This is a genomic window from Marinococcus sp. LNSP9103-4 (genome assembly GCF_056034345.1).
Genome location: NZ_JBQLIA010000018.1, coordinates 15,410 through 36,544 on the forward strand (window position 1 = coordinate 15,410; position 21,135 = coordinate 36,544).

The 21,135-nt window shown below is 43.4% G+C and carries 20 protein-coding genes and 1 pseudogene; 13 read left to right on the top strand and 8 right to left on the bottom strand.

Annotation, left to right across the window (positions count from 1 at the left end):
• The first annotated feature begins 135 nt into the window (after positions 1–135).
• The 3 genes from ACTRXG_RS12150 to ACTRXG_RS12160 all read left to right on the top strand — a co-directional run bounded on the left by ACTRXG_RS12150 (position 136) and on the right by ACTRXG_RS12160 (position 1,360).
• A complete protein-coding gene (locus ACTRXG_RS12150; protein ID WP_474285165.1) occupies positions 136–594 on the top strand; it encodes a pyridoxamine 5'-phosphate oxidase family protein in 459 nt (152 codons plus the stop codon).
• A gap of 17 nt (positions 595–611) precedes the next feature.
• Positions 612–815 (top strand): hypothetical protein, encoded by a 204-nt coding sequence (locus ACTRXG_RS12155; protein WP_474285167.1) that lies wholly within the window; start codon positions 612–614, stop codon positions 813–815.
• A gap of 329 nt (positions 816–1,144) precedes the next feature.
• Entirely contained in the window at positions 1,145–1,360 is a 216-nt protein-coding gene (locus tag ACTRXG_RS12160; protein ID WP_474285169.1) for a DUF6366 family protein, read from the top strand.
• Between the two features lie 110 nt (positions 1,361–1,470).
• Here the strand turns inward: ACTRXG_RS12160 and ACTRXG_RS12165 are convergent, their stop codons facing one another.
• Both ACTRXG_RS12165 and ACTRXG_RS12170 read right to left on the bottom strand, forming a co-directional pair.
• Positions 1,471–2,022, bottom strand: a complete 552-nt coding sequence (locus ACTRXG_RS12165; RefSeq protein WP_474285171.1) for a DUF2812 domain-containing protein — start codon at positions 2,020–2,022, stop codon at positions 1,471–1,473.
• Positions 2,001–2,357: a PadR family transcriptional regulator gene (locus tag ACTRXG_RS12170; RefSeq protein ID WP_474285173.1), complete on the bottom strand. Its 357-nt coding sequence runs from the start codon at positions 2,355–2,357 to the stop codon at positions 2,001–2,003. Before ACTRXG_RS12170 ends, ACTRXG_RS12165 begins: the two co-directional genes overlap by 22 nt.
• A gap of 148 nt (positions 2,358–2,505) precedes the next feature.
• On the opposite strand from ACTRXG_RS12170, the gene ACTRXG_RS12175 reads away from it, so the two are divergent.
• Entirely contained in the window at positions 2,506–3,495 is a 990-nt protein-coding gene (locus ACTRXG_RS12175; protein WP_474285175.1) for a hypothetical protein, read from the top strand.
• Between the two features lie 369 nt (positions 3,496–3,864).
• On the opposite strand, the gene ACTRXG_RS12180 is transcribed toward ACTRXG_RS12175, so the two are convergent.
• Positions 3,865–4,140 carry a hypothetical protein gene (locus ACTRXG_RS12180; RefSeq protein ID WP_474285177.1) on the bottom strand — a complete coding sequence of 92 codons (276 nt, stop codon included), beginning with the start codon at positions 4,138–4,140 and terminating at the stop codon, positions 3,865–3,867.
• A 220-nt stretch (positions 4,141–4,360) separates the two neighbouring features.
• Here ACTRXG_RS12180 and msrA point away from each other — a divergent pair, with 220 nt between their 5' ends.
• From msrA to ACTRXG_RS12195, 3 genes are all read left to right on the top strand, one after another.
• A complete protein-coding gene (gene msrA / locus ACTRXG_RS12185) occupies positions 4,361–5,488 on the top strand; it encodes a peptide-methionine (S)-S-oxide reductase MsrA (RefSeq protein WP_474285179.1) in 1,128 nt (375 codons plus the stop codon).
• Between the two features lie 308 nt (positions 5,489–5,796).
• Positions 5,797–6,759 (top strand): arsenic resistance protein, encoded by a 963-nt coding sequence (locus ACTRXG_RS12190; protein WP_474285181.1) that lies wholly within the window; start codon positions 5,797–5,799, stop codon positions 6,757–6,759.
• Positions 6,760–6,867: 108 nt separating this feature from the next.
• A complete protein-coding gene (locus tag ACTRXG_RS12195) occupies positions 6,868–8,025 on the top strand; it encodes a hypothetical protein (protein WP_474285183.1) in 1,158 nt (385 codons plus the stop codon).
• Positions 8,026–8,414: 389 nt separating this feature from the next.
• Here the strand turns inward: ACTRXG_RS12195 and ACTRXG_RS12200 are convergent, their stop codons facing one another.
• A complete protein-coding gene (locus ACTRXG_RS12200; RefSeq protein WP_474285184.1) occupies positions 8,415–9,332 on the bottom strand; it encodes a LysR family transcriptional regulator in 918 nt (305 codons plus the stop codon).
• 105 nt (positions 9,333–9,437) lie between these two features.
• Here ACTRXG_RS12200 and ACTRXG_RS12205 point away from each other — a divergent pair, with 105 nt between their 5' ends.
• On the top strand, positions 9,438–9,863 hold the full coding sequence (locus ACTRXG_RS12205; protein WP_474285186.1) for a DMT family transporter: 426 nt from the start codon (positions 9,438–9,440) through the stop codon (positions 9,861–9,863).
• A gap of 1,269 nt (positions 9,864–11,132) precedes the next feature.
• Here the strand turns inward: ACTRXG_RS12205 and ACTRXG_RS12210 are convergent.
• The 4 genes and pseudogenes from ACTRXG_RS12210 to ACTRXG_RS12225 all read right to left on the bottom strand — a co-directional run bounded on the left by ACTRXG_RS12210 (position 11,133) and on the right by ACTRXG_RS12225 (position 14,829).
• Positions 11,133–11,432, bottom strand: a complete 300-nt coding sequence (locus ACTRXG_RS12210; RefSeq protein ID WP_474285188.1) for a hypothetical protein — start codon at positions 11,430–11,432, stop codon at positions 11,133–11,135.
• A gap of 548 nt (positions 11,433–11,980) precedes the next feature.
• A pseudogene (locus tag ACTRXG_RS12215) lies at positions 11,981–12,975 on the bottom strand (zinc-binding alcohol dehydrogenase family protein).
• A 443-nt stretch (positions 12,976–13,418) separates the two neighbouring features.
• A complete protein-coding gene (locus ACTRXG_RS12220; RefSeq protein WP_474285190.1) occupies positions 13,419–14,390 on the bottom strand; it encodes an aldo/keto reductase in 972 nt (323 codons plus the stop codon).
• Positions 14,365–14,829: a MerR family transcriptional regulator gene (locus ACTRXG_RS12225; RefSeq protein ID WP_474285192.1), complete on the bottom strand. Its 465-nt coding sequence runs from the start codon at positions 14,827–14,829 to the stop codon at positions 14,365–14,367. The genes ACTRXG_RS12220 and ACTRXG_RS12225 overlap by 26 nt, the downstream gene beginning before the upstream one ends.
• A 192-nt stretch (positions 14,830–15,021) precedes the next feature.
• On the opposite strand from ACTRXG_RS12225, the gene ACTRXG_RS12230 reads away from it, so the two are divergent.
• From ACTRXG_RS12230 to ACTRXG_RS12250, 5 genes are all read left to right on the top strand, one after another.
• Positions 15,022–15,816, top strand: a complete 795-nt coding sequence (locus ACTRXG_RS12230) for a CPBP family intramembrane glutamic endopeptidase (RefSeq protein ID WP_474285193.1) — start codon at positions 15,022–15,024, stop codon at positions 15,814–15,816.
• A 544-nt stretch (positions 15,817–16,360) separates the two neighbouring features.
• On the top strand, positions 16,361–17,581 hold the full coding sequence (locus tag ACTRXG_RS12235) for an ROK family transcriptional regulator (protein WP_474285195.1): 1,221 nt from the start codon (positions 16,361–16,363) through the stop codon (positions 17,579–17,581).
• Positions 17,582–17,585: 4 nt separating this feature from the next.
• A complete protein-coding gene (locus ACTRXG_RS12240; protein ID WP_474285197.1) occupies positions 17,586–18,599 on the top strand; it encodes a DUF4432 family protein in 1,014 nt (337 codons plus the stop codon).
• Complete coding sequence (locus ACTRXG_RS12245; RefSeq protein ID WP_474285199.1) at positions 18,596–20,116, top strand: sulfatase; 1,521 nt, start codon at positions 18,596–18,598, stop codon at positions 20,114–20,116. Before ACTRXG_RS12240 ends, ACTRXG_RS12245 begins: the two co-directional genes overlap by 4 nt.
• Positions 20,117–20,129: 13 nt before the next feature.
• Positions 20,130–21,125 carry a Bug family tripartite tricarboxylate transporter substrate binding protein gene (locus ACTRXG_RS12250; RefSeq protein WP_474285200.1) on the top strand — a complete coding sequence of 332 codons (996 nt, stop codon included), beginning with the start codon at positions 20,130–20,132 and terminating at the stop codon, positions 21,123–21,125.
• The last annotated feature ends 10 nt before the right edge of the window (positions 21,126–21,135 follow it).

A 21,135-nucleotide genomic window follows, 5' to 3' on the forward strand; every position in this document is an offset into this window, starting at 1 on the left:
TGACTCCATAAAAACGGGGATATTGAGAAGGGAATGGGGAAGCATGAAAAACGATGATCGTTAAAAATACAAATAAGTAGAGTGGAAGGTACTGTTCTTTTTGGAGAATGGCCTCAGGAAGAAAGGAGCGATCTGATGAAAATATTACGTGATGCTTCTACTCCCAATAATCCGGAAAAACTTCTAGATGATCTTTTGCAACGCCCGTTATTTGCTCATTTATCTACAGTTCATGAAGGTGGGCCCCGAGAGTCTCCCGTATGGTTTTTATGGGAAAAGAGAGAAATCTGGTTGCTGGGAAACGCGCAAACCGACTCGTTTCCTGCAAGGATTGAAAACGATTCCCGGTGCGCGCTTGGCATCGTGGATTTCAACCCTGCTGCCGGTCTCGTTCAGCACGCAGGTCTCCGTGGCCATGGCAATCTTTTTGCCCACGACCGTGAACGGGTTTACCGGTTATTTGATAAATACATGGGGGACCCGGAACATTGGGATTCACGTTTTACAAACATTTTGGACGATCCGGCTTGGGTTATGATTCGTCTACATCCTGAGACCGTGGTTGTACGTGATCAATCATATGAGCGTATTTAACTTAGGGAGGTGCTATTATGCAGCAGTCTCCAGTCTATTTGTTTCGCTGGATGTGGATTTCCTGGCTGCCTATCACTTTCATTGCACTTTTGGGAGTCATACAATTACCAGGGCTTCAATGGGTGGGTGGACTGATTGGTTCTGTTGCAATGGTCTGTCTTTTTCTCTTCTTGGACCGGAGATGGAGCAAAAAGCATCGTCATGAGGAGGAACAGTCCTGACATATTGAAAGGAATAAGGATATAGAGAGTGAGGGAGAGATTCCAATAGATATCTTTGGTGTGATCGCGGTCGTTTTATTTTCAATTTTTCTTGGTTTGCTTCCAGTAGCTTTTTTTGTTTATCCATATTGGCTTCAAAAGCAATCCGCGCGGGCTGTGGAAGTGAAAACGTACGGCATGACGCTCCTCATTTTCGCATTGATGATCCTGTCCGGATATGTGGCGTTTTACGTATAAATGCCTGAGGTTTAAATATATTTCAAGAAAGAAAGATATTCGATATTGAGGGCTTGTCATTTGTTAGAGATACCATTAACGGAGGTGCACAAATGAGCGAAAACAAAGAAGATGAGGAAAGAAAAAGAGAAAGGCTGAGACAGGAAGAACTAAAACGAAATCCCACTGGTAACATGAATGATTCCTTTCACCGGGGAGGAAGCGGCAGTCTTGTAGACCTCGTTACCGGATTAGGCTGGAAGGGAACAGGCATCCTTATTCTTGTAATGATAGCAGGGGTCATAGCCGCTTCATTTTTCTTCGGTTAAAAAACAGTTGCTTACAATTAATTGAACGTTTTGGTAAATACCACTCCTTCTCCTAATTGTTTGAACATGAAAATTACCGTCAGGATTATGATTCCTGACGGCTTAAACAATTAGGCCTCTTTCTTTTGCTGAAGCTGGCGCACTTTGAACTGATAGCCGAAATAAGGTAATGCGGTAAAAATGAGCGGAATTAACGCAAGCATGGTTACAACAGTATCGATAATACTAACCCATGAAGAGGAAGGAAACAGCGACGATAGAACCCAAAGCACCGAAACAAGGAACAGAAAAATTATCAGCGACACCAGCGTGTATCGGCCAAACTGCTGCTTTTGCTGCTGATAGACATCCTGCTTATCCTGCTGCTTCGTATATAAAGGTTTTGTTCCAAATGGGGCACGAAAAATATGTGTGTTTTCTTCGGCAGAGCATACATGCTCCCAGCCGGCATCCTGATACAGCTGAAAATAATCTGAATCGGGACGGAGACGGTAATCCAGTTCGTATTGCATCCGGACAGGCTCTCCACGTATCAGCCGGTAGCCCAAAAAGCCAAACTTCTCTAAATGCCATCCCTTCTCTGCCTGCTGCTCCAGTTTTTGCATATCTTTTTGTTCTGAGAAGGCGAGACCGCCGCTCGTCACATATTTTCGTTTGACCATGGTAAAGGCACTCCTTTCTGTTGTAGCGCTTCTTTTCCGTGTTTTACCATCTGTTCCCGGCGCTGGACCTCCTGCTGAAAGACGTCCATACCTTTCTCTGTAATAATATAGACTTTTCGCTGTTCAGCTTCCTTCCAAAGCTCAATATAACCGGCATGCAGAAGCTTTTGGGTCATCGTGTACACCGACCCGGGTCCAAGATTAACTTTTCCCTCTGTTAAATCAGCAATAGTCTGCATAATGGCATAGCCGTGCTTTGGCTTCATTAGGGCTAAAAGAATATAGTAGTGGGTGTCCGTCAAATCCCCGGAAGCCAGACTGTCTTTACGTCCCAATTAAAGGCCTCCTTCCATATCATTTAATGATAGGTTATAAAATATTATATCATTAAATAATACAAAATCAACTTGAATAATTTGAAATGTTTGGAAATGTTGTATTAATGGGAAAAAAGTTGGTGAAGGAATAAAGGGGGAAAAACTGATGAAGTGTATTGCGAAATGGACGATTTACGCCATTACCGCTGCTGGTATTATCATGACGCCAGCCGGCTCCCTGGCATCCAATGACAATAATGAATCGGAAGAACTGGAGATGAAAGTACATACGACAGTGGCTGCGGAATTGGCGATGACAAATGAGGACCCAGGAAAGAGCGTAGCGATCATGCGGGCTGCCTTGAATACACATGGATATTTAATGGCTGTGGAGAGTATATTTGGTGCGAATACGTGGGAGTTTCTTGCCAAAGATCAAAGCATTGAGAATGAAAATGAACGCGAAAGTTCATCATCGGACGAAAAACAGGACGTGGCGGTAGCTTCAGGGAAAGAAGCCATTGAAACAATTAAGCAGAATGAAGATTTTGGCGAAGACATAAGGTTTGATGATATCGGCGGAGATTTACAGGAGGACGAGCGTGGCTCCTACTATACAGTCCAGCTAACATCCCAAGAACTTTCAGAAGCCGGAGGAACCGGGACCGTGGATAGGTTTAAAGTGTATCAAAATGGAGAGTATACCTCCGTCTACGGAGAGGAGCAAACTACAGGCAGTAATCAGGAACAGTCCGCAGATGAGGATACTGAGCGTTATGTAAATGCCCGCTTTGGCTACCGGATCGATTACCCGGCTGACTGGGATCCGCAGCCGGAAGCGGACAACGGAGACGGAAGGATTTTACAAGTTTTTGACGACAGCCATAACGTTCTTGTGTACGGAAGTCATGAGGATAGTGATAAGGCGGAAGTGACAGAAAGTAGCTCGTACGAAGAAATGGAGCTGGAAGAGGGAGGCACGGGATATTATCAGGTATCCGAAGAGGATAACAGCTTTACTTTTTCCATGCGGGTATTTGAAAATGATAATAGATATGGATTCGAAGCGGAAGTGCCGGAAGAAGAGGGTGCCCCGTCGCAGGAAGAGATTGAAAAAATTGCCAGGACATTTACTGTGTCGGACTCTGAGCAATAGTGAGCAGGTAGTGATAAAGGAAATGAAAGATCATAACTTTCTGTTAGAATGTCATTTTACCGGGCAAAAGGAAAAAGAACATTTACACTATTGAGGAGGCAGTTAAACATGAAAAATAAGTATGTGCGATTTTTGGTATATTTTCTTTTTGGTATGATTGTGGGAGTGGTATTACTCTCGCTGGTAAATTAAGAAGGAAATCCTTATGACTTGAATGACAATTTTGTTGATAAAAAGGAGAAGCATATATGGCTATTTTTTTCGTCCTGGGCAGTATAGCTTCCGCAATATTTCTCTATTACTGGGGCAAAAAAACGAATGAAAATAAGAGTTAAAGGATGGCCGTTAATTAATAAAATCTCCCTTCTTTCATTCCTTTATCATTTCATAAATAGCGATTCCTATCCATCCCAGCCCCGTACCTAACCAGATAAAAAATGTTAAAACAGCATAAGCAACGCCTGTAAAAGGATCATCCGGACCCAGAAAACTATAAATAATAATTCCTATTCCTCCAAATACCAATAAAACAGTCAAAATATGCACAAATCTCTCTGTCTTCGACAATAGATAGCTGAAAAATATGATGGCGCCGATAACAATTAATATCGCAAAAAAGATTCCATACTGCGCTATAAATGTCATGATCTGTCGCCCCCTTATAATTGTGTTAATGGTGTCCTTGCTGTTAATACCTAATTTTACCATTTATTTAAGGGCGCGGTCTTTTACAAAAGTCCGGGTCTTTAAAATTTTGTTTATACCCAGAGGCTCTAAAGTATTGCTGAATACGGATAAGTTGTAATGATGTTAAATCTGCTCTCTTTTCCTTATAATGAAAGGAAAGAAACTAAAGGGGAGCTATATGAATAAAAAACGGTGGTTTTTTAGTATAACGGCAGTTCTTCTTCTGGCCGGCGGCTGGTATTTGTATCAGGCGTTTACGGCCTCGGAATATGAAGAAGTGGTCGCAACGGAACAAACGGAGCTGCAGGGGGATTTAGAAGGAATGGAGCAGGCTACATTTGCCGGGGGATGCTTCTGGTGCATGGAGCCGCCGTTTGAATCCCAGCCCGGCGTCGTCAGCGTGATTTCCGGCTATACGGGCGGCGAGGAAGAAAATCCTACGTATGATGAAGTGTCGAACAAAGAAACGGGTCATCAGGAAGCGGTTCAAATTACGTATGATCCTGAAAAAATCAGCTACGAAGACCTTCTGCAGATTTTCTGGCGCCAAATTGATCCGACGGATGATGAAGGACAGTTCGTGGATAAAGGAGAGCCGTATTTGTCGGCTGTATTTTATCATGACGAGGCCCAGAGGCAGGCAGCGGAAGCGTCATTAATAGAGATGGAGAACTCCGGACGGTTTGATGGAGAGATCGTGACGTCCATTGAAGAATACGATACGTTTTACGAAGCAGAGGCCTACCATCAGGATTATTATAAGAAAAACCCGGGAAGGTACGAATATTACCGCAGCAACTCCGGACGTGATGCCTATTTAGATGAGGTATGGGGAGAGGATAAAGAGTACGAAGTAAGCACAGATTCCCCGTTTGCCGTGGAGGATAAAGAAGCGGCCGTCTCTGAACTGAACAGCATGCAGTATGAGGTGACGCAGGAAGACGGAACAGAGCCTGCTTACGATAATGCCTACCATGATAACGAGGAAGAGGGAATATACGTTGATATCGTCTCCGGGGAGCCGCTGTTCAGCACGCGCGATCAGTATGACTCCGGTACAGGCTGGCCGAGCTTCACGAAGCCTCTGGAACTGGGTAACATTACGTATGAAGAAGACGGCGGCATTTTAGGCACAAGTGTGGAAGTGCGCAGCAAGCATGCAGACTCCCATTTAGGGCATGTGTTTCAGGATGGACCTGAGCCGACAGGCCTTAGATACTGCATGAATTCCGCAGCCATGGATTTTATTCCGGCCGATGAACTGGAAGGCACTGAATACGAAGAGTATGCAGCTGATTTTAAATAGCAGAAAAAATGCGCGTCTCCCAATTTATTTTACGGATTCTATGTTCTAATTAAACAACAAAAAAAGCGGAAGCAGGAAGCAACCTCGTATCTCTTTAACAAGGGATGCGGGGCTTTTTTTAGAGCACAGGTTACCGATTAAAATATTTACCATCTCTTCTAAATACGGTTATTTGAATTGATATTTCGAAGAAAAATTTTTATGAGAAGAACATTCAGGATTCTGACAACGACTGGGAGGTGCCTGTTTGGTATGATAGATTGACGAAACTTATCAGGCTTACCGGGGCCCATGGAAAGGAGGAAGCCATGAATATTATCGAAAAATATCAAACGATCCTAATTATCATGGCGGTAGGCATAGGCCTGGCTCTGGGCCAGGTGAGAGTGATCGGTGCCCACGCGGAGGTACTGATTGTTCCTTTTTTGCTGCTGATGCTGTATGGCTTGTTTTTATCTATTCCGTTAAAGGATCTGCATCGGGCCTTTACGCATCGGGTCTTTCTCGGTGTGAGCCTGGGGATCAATTTTATCTGGACCCCGCTGCTTGCCTGGGGTCTTGGCGCCTTGTTTCTGACTGATCATCCGGCTTTATGGCTCGGATTTATTATGTTGATGGTGACGCCCTGTACTGATTGGTATCTTGTCTTTACATCCATAGCTAAAGGCAATCTCGCATTATCGACGTCGATTCTTCCCCTGAACCTTGTCCTGCAGTTCCTGCTACTGCCCTTATACCTCTTTTTGTTTGCCGGAACGATCGAAACGGTGGCGCTGCCGACGATCATCGAAAGTGTCCTGCTCGTGCTGCTGCTTCCGTTTCTGCTGGCTCAGGGAACCAAGTATCTTTGGCGCCGGCAGCCCGAATTTCTGGCACACAGGCTGCTTCCATTCTTTTCACGGGCCCAGATTTTCTTTCTGACCCTGGCGGTAGCCGCGATGTTTGCCTCTCAGGGGTCGGCGCTCTTAAATAACTTGAGCGTTATTACCATTCTCGTGCTGCCGATTCTCCTGTTTTTTGGTATCAATGTGACGGTCGCCCAAATGACCGGCCGGGCCCTGCGGTTTTCTTACGAAGAAACGGTCAGCCTGACATTAACCACAGTGGCACGAAATTCTCCGGTGGCCCTGGCGATTGCAGTCACCGCTTTTCCTGATCAGCCGCTGGTAGCCCTCGCTCTGGTGATTGGTCCGTTGATCGAGCTGCCGATCCTGGCAGGAGTTGCCCAGGTGCTGCTTGCGTTTCGGAGACGGAACCGCCCACGCTTCTGATGCCAAACATTTTTTTACTATTAATTGTAAAAGGGAGGTTGAAGTAGTACGATAATCATGAAACGCTGGCAATAAGTTACAGTAGATAACTGGAAGAAGGATGAATATATGAAACGAAAACTGCTGATAGGAAAAGAGCTTCTAATGATCGGGCTGACGGTAATACTTGTCGTAGCGGCTCTCATTTTTATACAGCGAGAGCCGGAGATGATTTCACATTCCTCCTCTACGGATGAGTCTTCTCGTTCAACTGCCAATGAAGAGAGCGGTGAAACAGAGGAGACAGAAGCTGAGGGGCCACAGGAAAAAGCAGAAGAAATAAAGCCTGGGCAGGTATATAAGCCCGTAGAACCAGAGAGTGACAGCCTCCCGTTAAAGGATCAACTGGAGCGGGAAGAATTGGAAGCGATGCCTGAATCTGAAGCAGGAACAGGAGAAAGTACAAGGCTGGTTCCGTTTGGAGAAACACTAATCAAAGGCGTCCAGGATCAAACGGATGGACCGTTGAAGGAACATCGGCTAGTTACGTATTATGGTCATCCCGATTCCACCAATATGGGAATACTCGGGGAAATGGAGCCTGAAGCTTTAATGGAAAAATTAAAGGAACAGGCCCAGGCTTATTCCAACGCTGACCCATCTCGCCCAGCTGTTCCCACTATTGAACTCATAGCGACCGCTGCCGATCGGGACCCCGGTTCGGACGGAAACTACGTTCGCATGACTTCACCGGAGCAGATAGACAAGTATGCCAAGCTTGCCAAAGAGAATGATGCTTTATTGATGCTCGATGTCCAGTTGGGTAAGGACTCGGTGTTAAACCAGGTGAAATCCCTGGAAAAGTGGTTGAAGCTTCCTTATGTTCAACTTGCCATTGATACTGAATTCCATGTGGATGAAGGAGAAACGCCGGGGGTGGACCTTGGCCAGGTCGACGGAGCGGAGATTCAAAAAGCCGTGGACTACCTTACGAAAATAGTGGAGAAGAACAACCTTCCGGATAAAATGGTTCTCGTTCACCAGTTTACCGATGCAGCGCTGGCGAACAAGGAAGCCATTCAGCCGACTGATCATGTAGAAGTGGCTTTAAACTTTGATGGATGGGGAGGGTCTGCTGTGAAAATGGCTAAATACAGAGACCTGGTGCGGAATGAACCTGTGCAATACGGTGGTTTTAAAGTGTTTTATGATAAAGATGAACCGGTCATGAGTCCTGAAGAGGTCATCCAGCTGGATCCTGCCCCGGCCGTGGTGAATTACCAGTAAAGGCTCTTCGAACTTAAGGCGAAGGATTTTCATGAGTTTATTTGTTATCATCTTTTCTGCGAATATTTTACCGGAATGAGTATTTATGTTGAAAGGTTTTTCATTCACCGTTTAAACCGCTTCAATAATAAAAGCCCGTCTGAATCTCGTGTTAATCATATAGGAAACAGTTTTGTTTATTGGCTAAGTAAGTGACTGAACAGTAACTGGGCGGCATTTAGACTACAAAAAGATAAGCGCAATAATGGAAAAGCTAAGAAAATCATGAATGCCTGAAGGGATATATGTCTTCAGGCATTTTTTTATTCACACACCCTTTAAAAGAAAAAGGCGTAGATATAAATGGAGGTCTTCCCATCCCGGTTATCTGTCTGCCAGCAAAAACTGGATTATGATTGTCTGGCAAAGGTGTCAAGAAAGGCGCGGAGCGAACGTTGCTCCAGATTATCGTTCCGGTAGATAAACCAGGTCGTTGCTGCCTGGTACGGTGATTCGAGGGTGTGCGTGGCGATGTCCTGGGTTCGATTCCGGCGTTGAAGGTACGATTGGGAAAGAAGGGAGACACCGATGCCAGCTTTCGTGAGTTCGATAATGGTGTCTAAGCTGGCACACTCCATGATTTTCGGAGCAGAGAACTGGTGGTTGTGCATCCATTCGAGCAGCGTTTGTCGATAGATGCATCCTTCTTTTAATACTAACAGCGTCGGGGCGTGCCCGGGTTTTTGGATCATGGGCACCGAAAGCCCCAACGTCGTGATCAGTACTAATGATTCCTGAAGCACCGGCACGCTGGACACGTCTGGGTGATCGATGCTTCCCACTACAAAAGCGCCATCGAGGTCATATGCTAACACCTGTTGGACCAGATCCTTGGTTTCACTAATGGTTAGTGAGACTTGGAGACGGGGATGCTCGGTCATAAGCTGCTGCAGAGCGGCAGGCATGTGTGTGGAGGCAGTTGATTCAATGGACCCAAGACGTAATTTTCCTTCCATAGTTGGCCGTGCAGCCATCTCTTCCAGCAGGTCCTGCTCCAACTGCACAAATTGGCGGGCATAGGTACACAGCTTGTCTCCGTCTGAGGTGAGGTGAACCCCTTTGGCATGCCGATACAGCAATGTTGTCTGCAATTCTTCCTCTAAGCGGCCAATGCGGGCACTGACGTTGGACTGAACGTATCCAAGCGTTTGAGCCGCCCGGGAAAGGCTGCGGCTTTGAGCCACGGAGAGAAAAATCTTCAAATCACGTAGTTCCATGCTACCTTCTCCTATTAGTAAAAATGATGGGCAGATCTCATAAGCATTCATTTTTCATGGTTGGTATTGTTCTTTAGTATAGAATGTAGTACGCGTTTCGGCAAGCGTAGATGAATGAAGAACAGACATTAACATATTAAAGGAGATGACTCAGGGATGGCGTGGTTTTTTTTGATTTTAAGCTTTGCGGGAGGGGCTGCTCTGGCTTTTCAAGCGGGTGTCAATGGAGAAATCGGAGCCAAAATGGGAAGTTTGCCAGCCGCATTGGTCGCCTATGCTGTTGGTACAGTGTTTTTGTTGGCGAGCACATTGGTTCAGGGCCTCCCGCCAGCGTTTCCGTCGCTGCCCTTATGGAAATGGATGGTGGGAGGACTGGGCGCTTTTTATATTGTTTGTATCATTATGGCAGTACCACGGATTGGCGCTTCGACAGCCATAACCGCCGGTATTGCTGGCCAACTCCTGTTAGGGCTGTTTCTTGATCATTTTGGAGCCTTTGGAACTCCGGAGATTCCCATAGATACGTCCCGGCTGATCGCGATCGGACTGATCGGAATCGCTTTGTATCTGTTGTATCAATAAAGCCAGGAAGCTTTTTAGATGGAAAATGGCAGATAGCCGTCATTATGTTAAAGAAGAAAAAAGATTACTTACAAATAATATAAAAAGATGCTTGGAAGAATATACTCCTCCAAGCATCTTTTTAGTTACAACCATACGGTATAAGCAATCCAAAGAAAAGCGATCCAAAGAAAGGGGGAAATAAATAGTAAAAGAGAAAGAATGATTAGATGCCTGATCTGTAATACCAGTGCTAAACATGAAGCGAATAAGCCGAACATCAGAATGAGAATAACAACAAATAATAAACCAAATCCATCCTGGTATAGAGAGAAGATATTATTACTCTGAATAATATTTCGGGGTAAAATGAAAGGGAGAGGTAATAGGAACCCGACTAAAATCATAATCCAATTGGTGATATAAGCAATTTTTTGAAGAATCATGGGTACCTCTAATATTTTGACTTCGGAAATGAAGCTGGTTTGATTTCGTCCATGCCATTGATATTGGAAATCATATTAGGTACTAAAAGAGATTATTTGTTCGTAGGGTAAAGAATAGACATTAAGAGAAAAAAGGTATAAAAAAGGACTCCAGCTTGGGCGAAAAATATAGCCGAAAAGCCGAGATCAGGGATGATAAAACCAGCTGAAAAGCAAATGACGGATAGCATTCCTAGTAGAAGTGTTAGAAAGAAATATCTTCGACTCATTTTGGAAGCATTTTTTATAAAAAAGATAATTCCTATGGCAATAAAAGCAATGATGATGAGGAACAAAACATAGAAATAGAACATCTTATCTCCCACCAGTCCATTAATTTGATCAATCAAATAGCAAAAGAACAGCTAATAGGAGAAAAGGCGAAACGGATAATAAAAGAGAAAAAAACATCAAGAAATAGCTTCGCAGCGTATAGGCTAAAACAAAAACCATTAAACCAACGATGGGTAATAAACTCATCAGATGAAAGAAATTGTAGAAAAGATGCTTGCTCAAAGGTGCTGGCATAAAAACCGGAGGATAGGATAAAAATCCAACAAGAATGACTGTTAGACACATGATATACATGATTCTTCGAGCATTCATCGTTACCTCTTGAGCGTTTGACATTGGAAAAGGGGGATTCATGTTTTGGAGCATAGCAACGTGCGTTTCTGCACCGATTCTTTTCATCCGTTACTTTTTCTACCTCGCCCTAGTACCTAACTTTTTTGGCGTTTAGATGACTTTAAAAATGGATGATCTTCTACTAATAATCCATGTAAACGAGCCTTTGTATCATTACTTAAGATATTAATTTGGCAATAGAAATACTTAACGTCCCAGCAATTGTTAAGGATAGCAACACCACATAAAGTACTTTTTCTATACGATACTCAACATCTTTCAAGCTAGAGGCATAACTCCATAGAAGGACAAGATCAATAACAAGAACAACGAAAAAATGCTTCCAACCGCTCCCCATCAAATCCGGGCTGAATGTAAAAATAATGTTCGACAAAAATACGGGGATGAAGATGAAAAGAATGAAGGCTAACAATGCTCCCGATAGGCGTTCATTCTGTTTTTCCTGCTTATCTATCATACGCTTCCTTACTGAACTGAATTTTTGGCTAAATATAGAGTAGTTACTGGAAAATGATAACAAATAATAGCTGTGGATGCATTACCTTATCGTTATTTCTAACAGTGGTAACATATAAGAAAGCAAAGCCTGTATGATTAGGCTTTGCTTTCTTATGAAAATCTACCGATAATTATCATTGTCGGCCTGGCGAATGACGTTGGCATTAGCGAGTCCCGGTTTCATCTATTAGTGCAGGGGATCGAGCCTTCTGCGGAGCATGTTGATCATCTCCTGGAGGAAGCATACGATCAGGGACAAAATTTTGGTTCATGATTCCAATCATATAGACGAATGGTCGAAAAGAAATTTCTTGTTGAAAACCTTTTCTGTGCGTAAAAAAAGGGAATCAACTTGTTTTCCTGCTGCCTCTTAAAAGAGCTGCCATTCGATTGTGTATAGATCCTTTAATAAAGGTTTTATGTCTTGGGGCAGTGTATATTATTATATGCTACAAATATTAAAAGCACCGTTCTCCTTAAGAAAAGAGAACGGTGCTATATTTACTTTTATTTGAACGGTCCTTCCAGAACGACTTTACCGATTGTACTTCCCTTTTGAATCTGATTGTAAGCTTCTTTCAACGTTTCCACTGAAATAGGGTGAAGGGTTTTGGACACTGTGGAGTGGATTTCTCCAGCGTCCACCCAATCGGCCAGCTCGTTCAACAGGATATGCTGTTGCTCCATATCCGCAGTCTGGAAAAGAGAACGGGTAAACATCAATTCAAAAACGAAGGTGACACTTTTGCTGAAAAGCGCCGTGTCCAGCGGTTTTTCAGTCGGGAGAATAGAACAAATTTTTCCCTGCGGCAAAATAACGTTTGCCATTTCGGCCATATGGTCATCGACATTATTTAAACAGAAGATGTAGTCAACACCATTCAGGCCAAGTTGCTCCAGCTGGGGGCCAAACGGCTCATGATGATTGATGGTTTGGTCTGCACCATGGTTTTTAACCCACTCTACAGTTTCAGAACGAGAGGCAGTGCCGATGACTGTTAGTCCAGCCAGTTTGGCAATTTGTACAGCAATAGAGCCTACCCCGCCTGCGGCTCCGATAATGAGAATGTTTTTCCCGACATTTTCTGTAGCGTCTTTTGAAATGCCCAGACGGTCAAAAAATGCTTCGTACGCAGTAATGCCGGTCAGAGGCAGTGCAGCAGCCTGAGGGAAATCAAGACTTTTTGGTTTTTTTCCCACGAGTCGCTCATCCACCAGATGAAATTCGCCCCGGCGTAAAATACCTCGTCCCCTTCTTTAAATAGCGAACTGTGTTCTCCTGTCGCCATAACAACTCCTGCAACATCACGGCCAACCACTGTAAATGAATCATCATCTTCCTGTTTTCCATCACGTGTCCGAATATCAGTAGGGTTACCGGATATCGCTTTTACTTCTATAAGTAGATCGTGTCCTGTTGGTGTCGGCTTCTCCTGCTCTATCTGTTTAAAGTCAGGCGCCCCTTCTTTAGAGCCCGGCTTATAAAATCCAAATGTTTTCATTGTTTCCGACTTCATTTCAAATCGCCTCTCCTTTAATGCATGTATTAGTGAGAAAACACTATTTTTATACTACACATTAGAGTTAGATCTTACAAAATATTGGATTTTGAAAGTTGTAATCTCTATCTACCGCTTCATGTAAATCAAGTGTGAATTTAGTAAGGGCAAAGGGAAGAAGCGAGAATAAGATTAGCGTAAAGGCGTAACAAAAAGTAAACAATATAGCACTTATCCCAACAGCTAAAAAGGACCCAAATACTTCTGAACGCTTCTCTGCAGGAAAACATGAAAAAGGATTTCCTCTAATAAGGGAGTAAAGGTAATAGTCTGCGAAAGAAAGCTGAAACCATGAAAAAAGAAGCCAGAGAACCATTTCCAGCTTCCACTTTATGAACGACCATTCGATTTTTTGGGGAGAAGCTATTGCTTTTTCTGATGATCGTCTAGCCGTCGAGCAGTGACATCTGTTCTTTCATATACCGCGTGCCGTGAACCACATTCTTGGGGCTGACCTGATCGATACGTTCGAGGTCGTCCTTCGTGAGTAGGATATCAGCCGCGGCCGCATTTTCTTCTAGGTACTTGATGCGCTTCGTACCCGGTATCGGCAGCGCCCCGTTGGCCATCGTCCAGGCAATGGCCAATTGGGATGGTGTACAATTCTTCTCCATCGCGATCTCGTTAATCTTGTCGACAACTTCAATGTTCTTCCGGAAGTTGTCTCCTTGGAACCGCGGCATCCATCTGCGAAGATCGTCGGCGGCCAGATCCTCGAAAGTGCGAAGCTCGCCGGAGATAAAGCCCCTGCTCAGCGGACTGTAGGCTACATGGGTAATCCCAAGCTCTCTTACGGCAGGGAGTATCTCCCCTTCGATGTCACGGCTCCAGAGCGAATACTCACTCTCTAGCACAGAGATCGGATGTACGGCATGAGCGCGGCGAATGGTGGAAGCGGAAGCCTCGGACAGACCGAGCGCCCGAACCTTGCCTGCCTTGACTAAGTCTGCCATCGCTCCGACCGTCTCCTCTATCGGGATTTGCGGATCGACACGGTGTTGGAAGTATAGATCGATGTAATCCGTATTCAAACGGCGAAGGCTATCTTCCAATGCGTTCTTAACGTAATCCGGATGGCCGCTGATACTCTCGTAATTTGGGGTGAACGAGAACTTGGTAGCGATAATGGCTTGCTCGCGGCGTCCTTGAAGAGCGCGGCCGAGCAGCTTTTCGTTATGTCCGTTGCCGTATACGTCCGCGGTATCGAACATCGTGACACCGATGTCCAAAGCGCGATGGATCTTTTGGATCGATTGTTCGTCGTTCGTCTCCCCATAAATGCCTGGAGACATTCCCATAACTCCCAGCCCGATCGAAGAGACGCGGATATTGCTATTGCCTAACATTCTTTGCTTCATTTGTTTCATCTCCCATTCCATGTTTGTTGTCGCTCTGACCCTCCATCTTGATTAACAACTGGCTCTCGGAAGGGGTTTTCCCTTTCGCGATGTCTTCGTATATCGCCAGTTTGTTGTTGACGGCGTCAAGCGCTTCAGCCAATTCGTTCTGGCGGCGAAATAAATCTTCCTTGTACTGATTCAAGGTCGCTTGGCGTTGTGGGATTGTAGAATCACCATCGAGGGCAAGATCCACCATCTCCTTCAGCAACGACAACTTCATCCCTGTCGCCCGGAAACATGTCATCACCCGGATCCAATCTAAGTGGTCCTGTTCGAACAGTCGATGCCCGTTCTTATCTCGCTTAATGTAAGGGAGCAATCCCTCCTTCTCGTAAAAACGAATCGTAGAAGCCGGACAGCCAAGCCGTTCTGAAGCTTCTTTGATCGTGAATGCCATGGGCCAGATCCCTCCTTATCGGTTATTTTCAGACGGAAGCGGCTAGTTCTTCTTCATCTTAAACCTTAAAGTGCACTTTAAAGCAAGCATTATTTTGAAAGACAGCTGTTAGCGTATGAACTACTACAAACATCAGGCTGTTCTCAATGTTACATTTGACAGGAAGAAAGTAAATTTTAATGAGGTGAGAACATGAAGCGATCTAAAAAACCATGGCGGTCTTTTCTATTTTTTCTGTTGGTTGGTGTGGTGGCCGTCTTTTCCTTGCTGCTTATGCAAATAGAACTACTTCCGGGGCAAATGGAGGAGCTCGGTGTTCCCTTAGAACTGCCAATTGAAATCATCGCTATGCTGTCTCTCATTAACCCATTGCTATTTATGATCGCTGGCCTTCTCATTGGTCATTTTTTAGCGGAGCGAACAGGGTTATCTTCTTTTATCTATGACAAAGATCGATATGGCACGCCTTTGATGAGGCGATTAAAAGCTGTCTTTAAGACTTCCGCTCTTTTAGGAATCGTGAGTGGGGTCATCATTGTAACGGCAGATTCCTTACTTCAGCCCTTTCTTCCAAACGACCTGCACGTATTGGGTACGGAGGCGACTTTGGATGTATTTGACCTCACTACACGGCTGTTGTATGGAGGGGTTGCTGAAGAACTTATGCTTCGTTGGGGCTTAATGACTTTAATAGTCTTTAGCACGTGGAAAATCTTTCAACGCAGCAACACTCAGCCAACCTCAGTTATTGTATGGATTGGTATTATCCTTTCTGCTCTGCTCTTTGGATTAGGTCATTATGGAGCGACGGCCGCAGCTGCAGACATGACTCCCATTATTTTTGCTCGAATGATCTTTTTAAATGGGGTTGGCGGGATCATCTACGGTTGGCTTTATTGGCGTAAGGGGCTTGAGGCTGCGATGATTGCGCATATGGCTACTCATCTAACCTTTGTATTTTTCTCGATTGTAACTTCATGGATGTAAAGTGACAGGAGACCGCCCTACGAGTGCTGCACAACTTGAAAGATAGGTATGTAAATTCTCATGGGGGCAGTTTTGAAGCAAATGCTGGTATCCCCCAAAAGGAGGACCAGCTTCACAAAAATAAAACAAATAAAGCATCTTCAAATCATGTGCCAATGATGAAAGGAAAATAGCTTTTCGATGATTTGGCCACGGTCTATGTTTAACATGAGGAAAATTCAAATCTTCAAAAGAATAGGCTTTCGAGATGAAAGCCTGTTAATAACCGCTATTATGTTTATCGAAAGGAGCATCGGCAACGAGAAGAAATTCTCAAAGGCTTTCTAAGATTATTTGGGAATGAACTTCCGATAAGGGCCGTTTATGTTTAGTATGGGATAATACTTCTTTAAAGTATTTAGAGAAAAAGAATTATTTTGTGAAGTGCTAATTCTATACAAAGATTTGTGGTTAATGTAAAAAACACAATTGAATTTTCAGAATAATGTTGACTTTTTCTAGTTTGTTAGTTAAGGTAACTAACATAAAGAAAAAGGTGATAAAAATGAATAAAAGATATCAATCATTACAAGCAACTAACCTTAAAGAACAAAATCGCATTACTATTTTGTCCATGATTCGCGAAAAGGTCATGTCACGTGCTGCAGTTGCGAACACTCTTGGTATGAGTCGCCCAGCTGTTTCATCGATAATCAATGAGCTCATGGAAGAGGGGCTGCTCAAAGAAATTGGGCATGGAGAAACTTCAGAAACTGGCGGAAAACGTCCTATTCTTTTAGATATAAATGAAGAGGCTGGAAGTATACTCTCGGTTCATTATGATGGAAAAGTTTTAAAAATGGCAATTTGTAATCTAAAGACAGAAATCCTGGAGCAGCAACAAACGCCTCTAGCTTCACATTCTGAAGTTAATATAATTATAAACGATATGGTTAACTACTTATCAGCATTTTTGAAAGCGCAATCAAAAGAACACAATATTATCGCCTGTGGGCTTGTGTTAAAAGGAATAGTGAATACTGTTACTTCTACTTTAGAATATTCTGTGGCATTGCCGGAGTGGAATGAGGTACCTATCGGGACAATGTTAGAAAAAAAATTACAAATTCCTGTGTACATTGAAAACGATGCTCGTGCTCAAACTCTGGAGTTACTAAAAAAAGAAAATCATCATTACCAAACGTTCGTTGGTGTCCAAGTGGGTGATGGAATTGGCACAGGGGTCGCTCTTAACAATCAGCTTTATCGCGGGGCATTTGAAGGTGCCGTGAACTTTGCCCATACTACCGTAAGTGACTCAGGTCCCAAGTGTGTTTGTGGGAATTTCGGATGCTGGGAAGCGATGGCCTCGACTCGAGCATTACTAGATAAATACAAAAAAATGGAAAATAAAATAGGAACTAACGTGCAAGATATTATTAACGAATACAATGCTGGAGATGTAGAGGTAAGTAATTTAGTTAATAATTACACTGCCTATTGGATTGGCATTGGGCTGGCGAATATTGCCAGAGTCTTTCAACCAGAAAAAATTGTTATGATAAGCAAACTAAATGCCCTTCAAACTTCATTTCAACAAAAGGTGCTGCAAGTCTTTCAAGAAAAAACAGCCCCCGTTTTTAATCGTTCTCTCATTAGCTTTGAGCAAGGAGAAGAAAATATGCAGCTACGCAGTGCTGCGGAAGTGGTCTGCAGCTATTTCTACTCCGTTGACGCTCATAAAGAGCTATGGAAAGCAGAGACCTTTTTGCCAAGGGAAGTGTGAAATCATGAGAAAAACGGATGTATATAGAATCGGTAGTCTCGCACAATTCGCTGGAATGGATAGAGTGCAGAAAATAGATGGTTGGGAAAAAGGAAATGAAATTATCCATGTACGTAATGGTTCAGGATTGACGTTTGAGGTGCAAATGGATCGCGGCATGGATGTTGGTTTATGTGAAGTGAATGGAGTGCCCGTATCCTGGATTTCTCCTTCTGGGTTTGCTTCTCCTTCTCACTTCAATCCATATGAAAGGGAGTGGGAAAAAACGTTCGGAGGAGGGTTGCTTACGACCTGTGGCTTGCAGTCGGCCGGACGTCCAAGTGATGTAGGTGGTATACATTATGGCCTTCATGGAAACATCAGTCACACGCCAGCGGAGTTGATGGAGAAAAAAGGGTGGTGGGAAGGAGAAGAATACATTCAAATAATTACGGGACGTATGGTGGAAAGCATCCAGTTAGGTGAAACATTTGAATTGCAGCGAAGCTTAAAGACATCTTCCTTAAAAACGGAGATCGAAATTACAGATCGTGTAACAAATTGTTCTTTTCATGATCATTACCATGCTATGATGTATCATTTGAATTTCGGATTTCCGCTATTAAGTGAAACAACAAAAATAGAGCTTCCGCAAGCAGAAATAGAAAATATCAAAGGAGAATTTGATGGTCAGGGATTAAATACGTTTCCTGAGCCACAGGATAATGATGCACCTCTCGTTCAATTGCATCGCATAAAGGATCTGCAAGCTTCCAGGACACATATGTCGAATTATATAGATTCCCTCCAGAAAAAACTTCATACGGATATAACATGGGATGGAATGAGCATGCCAAACCTTACACAATGGACATACCCGCACAAAGGAAAATACGTCATGGCCCTGGAACCAGGAAATATTTCCACCAAAGGGCGGAAAACATTAATTGAAGAAGAAACAATGCCTGTGCTAAAAGCTCAAGAAACGATACAGTATACTATAAAAATTAACTTTAGTTGGGAGGACACCTTGTTATGAAAGTGATTTGTGTCTTAATGGATACACTACGGCGTGATCATTTAGGCTGTTACGGGGCCTCAGAGGTATCTACTCCGTATTTAGATGAATTTGCCGCAGAAAGCTATCAGTTTGAAAATGCTTATCTTGGTTCTTATCCTTGCATGCCCGCCCGGCAGGATTTTTGGACTGGCTACAATAATTTCTTTTGGAGGGGATGGTCACCGTTAGAACATCACCAGTTCGACTTGATTACATTATTAAACCAGTCAAATATTCCAACCATGCTGGTGACAGACCATTACCATTTATGGCAGAACGGCTCGGGTAATTATCATTCCAATTTTAATGGAATGGAATTGATTCGGGGCCAGGAGATGGATAATTGGAAAATGGGTTCAGACATTCCCGTAAGACAGCCGGCAGCAAAAGAAAAATTAAATAAAAACTGGGAGAAATACGCAAAGAACACGGCTTATTTTGAAAAAAAGGAAGACTTTTTTGCCGCTCAGGTTTTTGATAAAAGCATTAAATGGGTGGAAGAAAACCAGTCTCAAGACGATTATTTTCTGATGATTGACTGTTTTGATCCCCATGAACCTTTCGATCCCCCGGCAGAATTTCTCGAAAAATATGCACCGGATTATGATGGGGAAGAAGCGATTTGGCCGCGTTACGGAGCGCCTGATAATTTATCGACGGAAGAATTAAAGCACGTGCACGATTTATATAAAGCTCAAGTATCCTATGTAGATGAATACTTTGGGAAGTTTTATCATAAATTGAAAGCGCTTAATAACATGAAAGACACAATGGTAATAGTCACCAGTGATCATGGATTTCTGTTTGGAGAACACGATTGGTTAGGTAAGCATGCAAGAATTATTTATCAGGATATTGCTCGGGTTCCATTGTTAGTTAAAACACCTAACAATGATAAAGCGGAAAAAGTGACGAATCTCGCCCAAATAGCAGATCTTACGCCAACCATTTTAAATCAATTTCAACTTCCGGTACCTAAAGAAATGCAAGGATATAATCTTCAGCCTATTTTTAATCACGAAAGGGGGGGCGTTCATGATCGGGAAATAATGCTTTTTGGAGTTTTTGGAGGTCCAGCCTATGTAACAGACGGCGAGTACGTATTGGTGAAACATCCTATCAATGGTAACTATCCGCTATATTGGTATACGAAGTCGCATTATCAGAGCTGGGATTTTGGTCAATTTAATTACCCCGAGCAGAGTAGAGAGCGGTTAAATTATTGGGATGGTGACCGGTTCCCTGTTCAGTATGAAAACGCTCAGCCTAACCACGCGGCTCCGATCATGCTCAAAACGGCAGAAGATAAAACCACAGAAGTATTTGTAGACAAAGATGAATTATATCAAATTCAAACCGATCATGCACAAAGAAACAACTTGATCCAAGCGGAACCTTTAGTAGCAGAAGAATTAAAACGAAAGATGATTCAAGAAATGAAGGAGTTGAATGTGCCAGAGGAACAGTTTGAACGATTGGGATTGAATTATAAATAAGGGGATGAGAGAGATGAAAAAAAGTACATTTGGAAAAATTGTAGGTCTTGGCGCAACGAGTGTAATTGTATTGAGTGCATGCGGACAGAGTGGGGGAAGCGAAGACGTAGCCGAAGACTATCCTAATGACGATTTAACCATTACTGTACCTTATGCTGCTGGTGGATTAAACGATATTGTAGCCAGACAAGTAGCGGAGCTTAGTGAAGAGGAATTAGATACCTCTGCTGCAGTGGAAAATTTAACAGGAGGCGGAGGCACTACGGCTACTACTGAATACATGCAGGAAGAAGCCAATTCCACTAATATGCTGTTAGGAAGTAAAAGTATTTTCGTGACTATCCCTCAAGAACAGGACGTGCAATACAGCTATGATGACGTAGAACCAGTGATAGGGATTGATACCGTAGAATTTATTTTGTATACAAATCCTGAAGAAACAGGTATTGAGTCGGTAGAGGATCTAATTGAATATGGTCAGGACAACACGATCAATTATGGTACTGAAGGGCCTGGAAGTGATCCAGACTTAATTCAAGCTGGTCTGTTTGCAATGGCGGATGTTAACGCAGAGGCCGTAGTTTATGGAGGAGGAGGCGAGTCTGTACAAAACGTGGTAAATGGGGAAATCGACGTAGCAGCAGGCCCGCCTGCAGCAGGAAAACAGTACGTAGAGGAAGGTACGCTTGTACCGATTGCGGTAGCAATGGATGAGCCGTTTGAACGGTTTGAGGGGGTAGAAGAAGTTCCGACATTAGAAGAGGAAGGATATGATATTACCTTCCCAGGTTTTAACTTTTTTGCTCTTCCAGCCGATACTGATGAAGCTGTTGTGGATAAAATGAACAATGCTATAGGCGATATGTATGAGACAGATGAATTTCAAGAGACGATAGAAAATACGGAATTAAATCTTGACCCAATGGGTCCCGAGGAAATTGATGAATTAATCGAAGAACAGCAAAGTGTGGCAGAAGATCTGCAGGAACGAATTCAAGAAAACGAATAACAATGGGGAG

What these genes read in the sequence shown, in the direction of transcription:
- ACTRXG_RS12250 (WP_474285200.1), top strand. Translation starts at nt 20,130, where the DNA reads ATGAAAAAAAGTACATTTGGAAAAATTGTAGGTCTTGGCGCAACGAGT.
- ACTRXG_RS12245 (WP_474285199.1), top strand. Translation starts at nt 18,596, where the DNA reads ATGAAAGTGATTTGTGTCTTAATGGATACACTACGGCGTGATCATTTA.
- ACTRXG_RS12150 (WP_474285165.1), top strand. Translation starts at nt 136, where the DNA reads ATGAAAATATTACGTGATGCTTCTACTCCCAATAATCCGGAAAAACTT.
- ACTRXG_RS12190 (WP_474285181.1), top strand. Translation starts at nt 5,797, where the DNA reads ATGAATATTATCGAAAAATATCAAACGATCCTAATTATCATGGCGGTA.
- ACTRXG_RS12155 (WP_474285167.1), top strand. Translation starts at nt 612, where the DNA reads ATGCAGCAGTCTCCAGTCTATTTGTTTCGCTGGATGTGGATTTCCTGG.
- ACTRXG_RS12200 (WP_474285184.1), bottom strand. Translation starts at nt 9,332, where the DNA reads ATGAATGCTTATGAGATCTGCCCATCATTTTTACTAATAGGAGAAGGT.
- ACTRXG_RS12165 (WP_474285171.1), bottom strand. Translation starts at nt 2,022, where the DNA reads ATGGTCAAACGAAAATATGTGACGAGCGGCGGTCTCGCCTTCTCAGAA.
- ACTRXG_RS12210 (WP_474285188.1), bottom strand. Translation starts at nt 11,432, where the DNA reads ATGATAGATAAGCAGGAAAAACAGAATGAACGCCTATCGGGAGCATTG.
- ACTRXG_RS12225 (WP_474285192.1), bottom strand. Translation starts at nt 14,829, where the DNA reads ATGGCATTCACGATCAAAGAAGCTTCAGAACGGCTTGGCTGTCCGGCT.
- ACTRXG_RS12230 (WP_474285193.1), top strand. Translation starts at nt 15,022, where the DNA reads ATGAAGCGATCTAAAAAACCATGGCGGTCTTTTCTATTTTTTCTGTTG.
- ACTRXG_RS12175 (WP_474285175.1), top strand. Translation starts at nt 2,506, where the DNA reads ATGAAGTGTATTGCGAAATGGACGATTTACGCCATTACCGCTGCTGGT.
- ACTRXG_RS12180 (WP_474285177.1), bottom strand. Translation starts at nt 4,140, where the DNA reads ATGACATTTATAGCGCAGTATGGAATCTTTTTTGCGATATTAATTGTT.
- msrA (WP_474285179.1), top strand. Translation starts at nt 4,361, where the DNA reads ATGAATAAAAAACGGTGGTTTTTTAGTATAACGGCAGTTCTTCTTCTG.
- ACTRXG_RS12220 (WP_474285190.1), bottom strand. Translation starts at nt 14,390, where the DNA reads ATGAAGCAAAGAATGTTAGGCAATAGCAATATCCGCGTCTCTTCGATC.
- ACTRXG_RS12160 (WP_474285169.1), top strand. Translation starts at nt 1,145, where the DNA reads ATGAGCGAAAACAAAGAAGATGAGGAAAGAAAAAGAGAAAGGCTGAGA.
- ACTRXG_RS12195 (WP_474285183.1), top strand. Translation starts at nt 6,868, where the DNA reads ATGAAACGAAAACTGCTGATAGGAAAAGAGCTTCTAATGATCGGGCTG.
- ACTRXG_RS12240 (WP_474285197.1), top strand. Translation starts at nt 17,586, where the DNA reads ATGAGAAAAACGGATGTATATAGAATCGGTAGTCTCGCACAATTCGCT.
- ACTRXG_RS12235 (WP_474285195.1), top strand. Translation starts at nt 16,361, where the DNA reads ATGAATAAAAGATATCAATCATTACAAGCAACTAACCTTAAAGAACAA.
- ACTRXG_RS12205 (WP_474285186.1), top strand. Translation starts at nt 9,438, where the DNA reads ATGGCGTGGTTTTTTTTGATTTTAAGCTTTGCGGGAGGGGCTGCTCTG.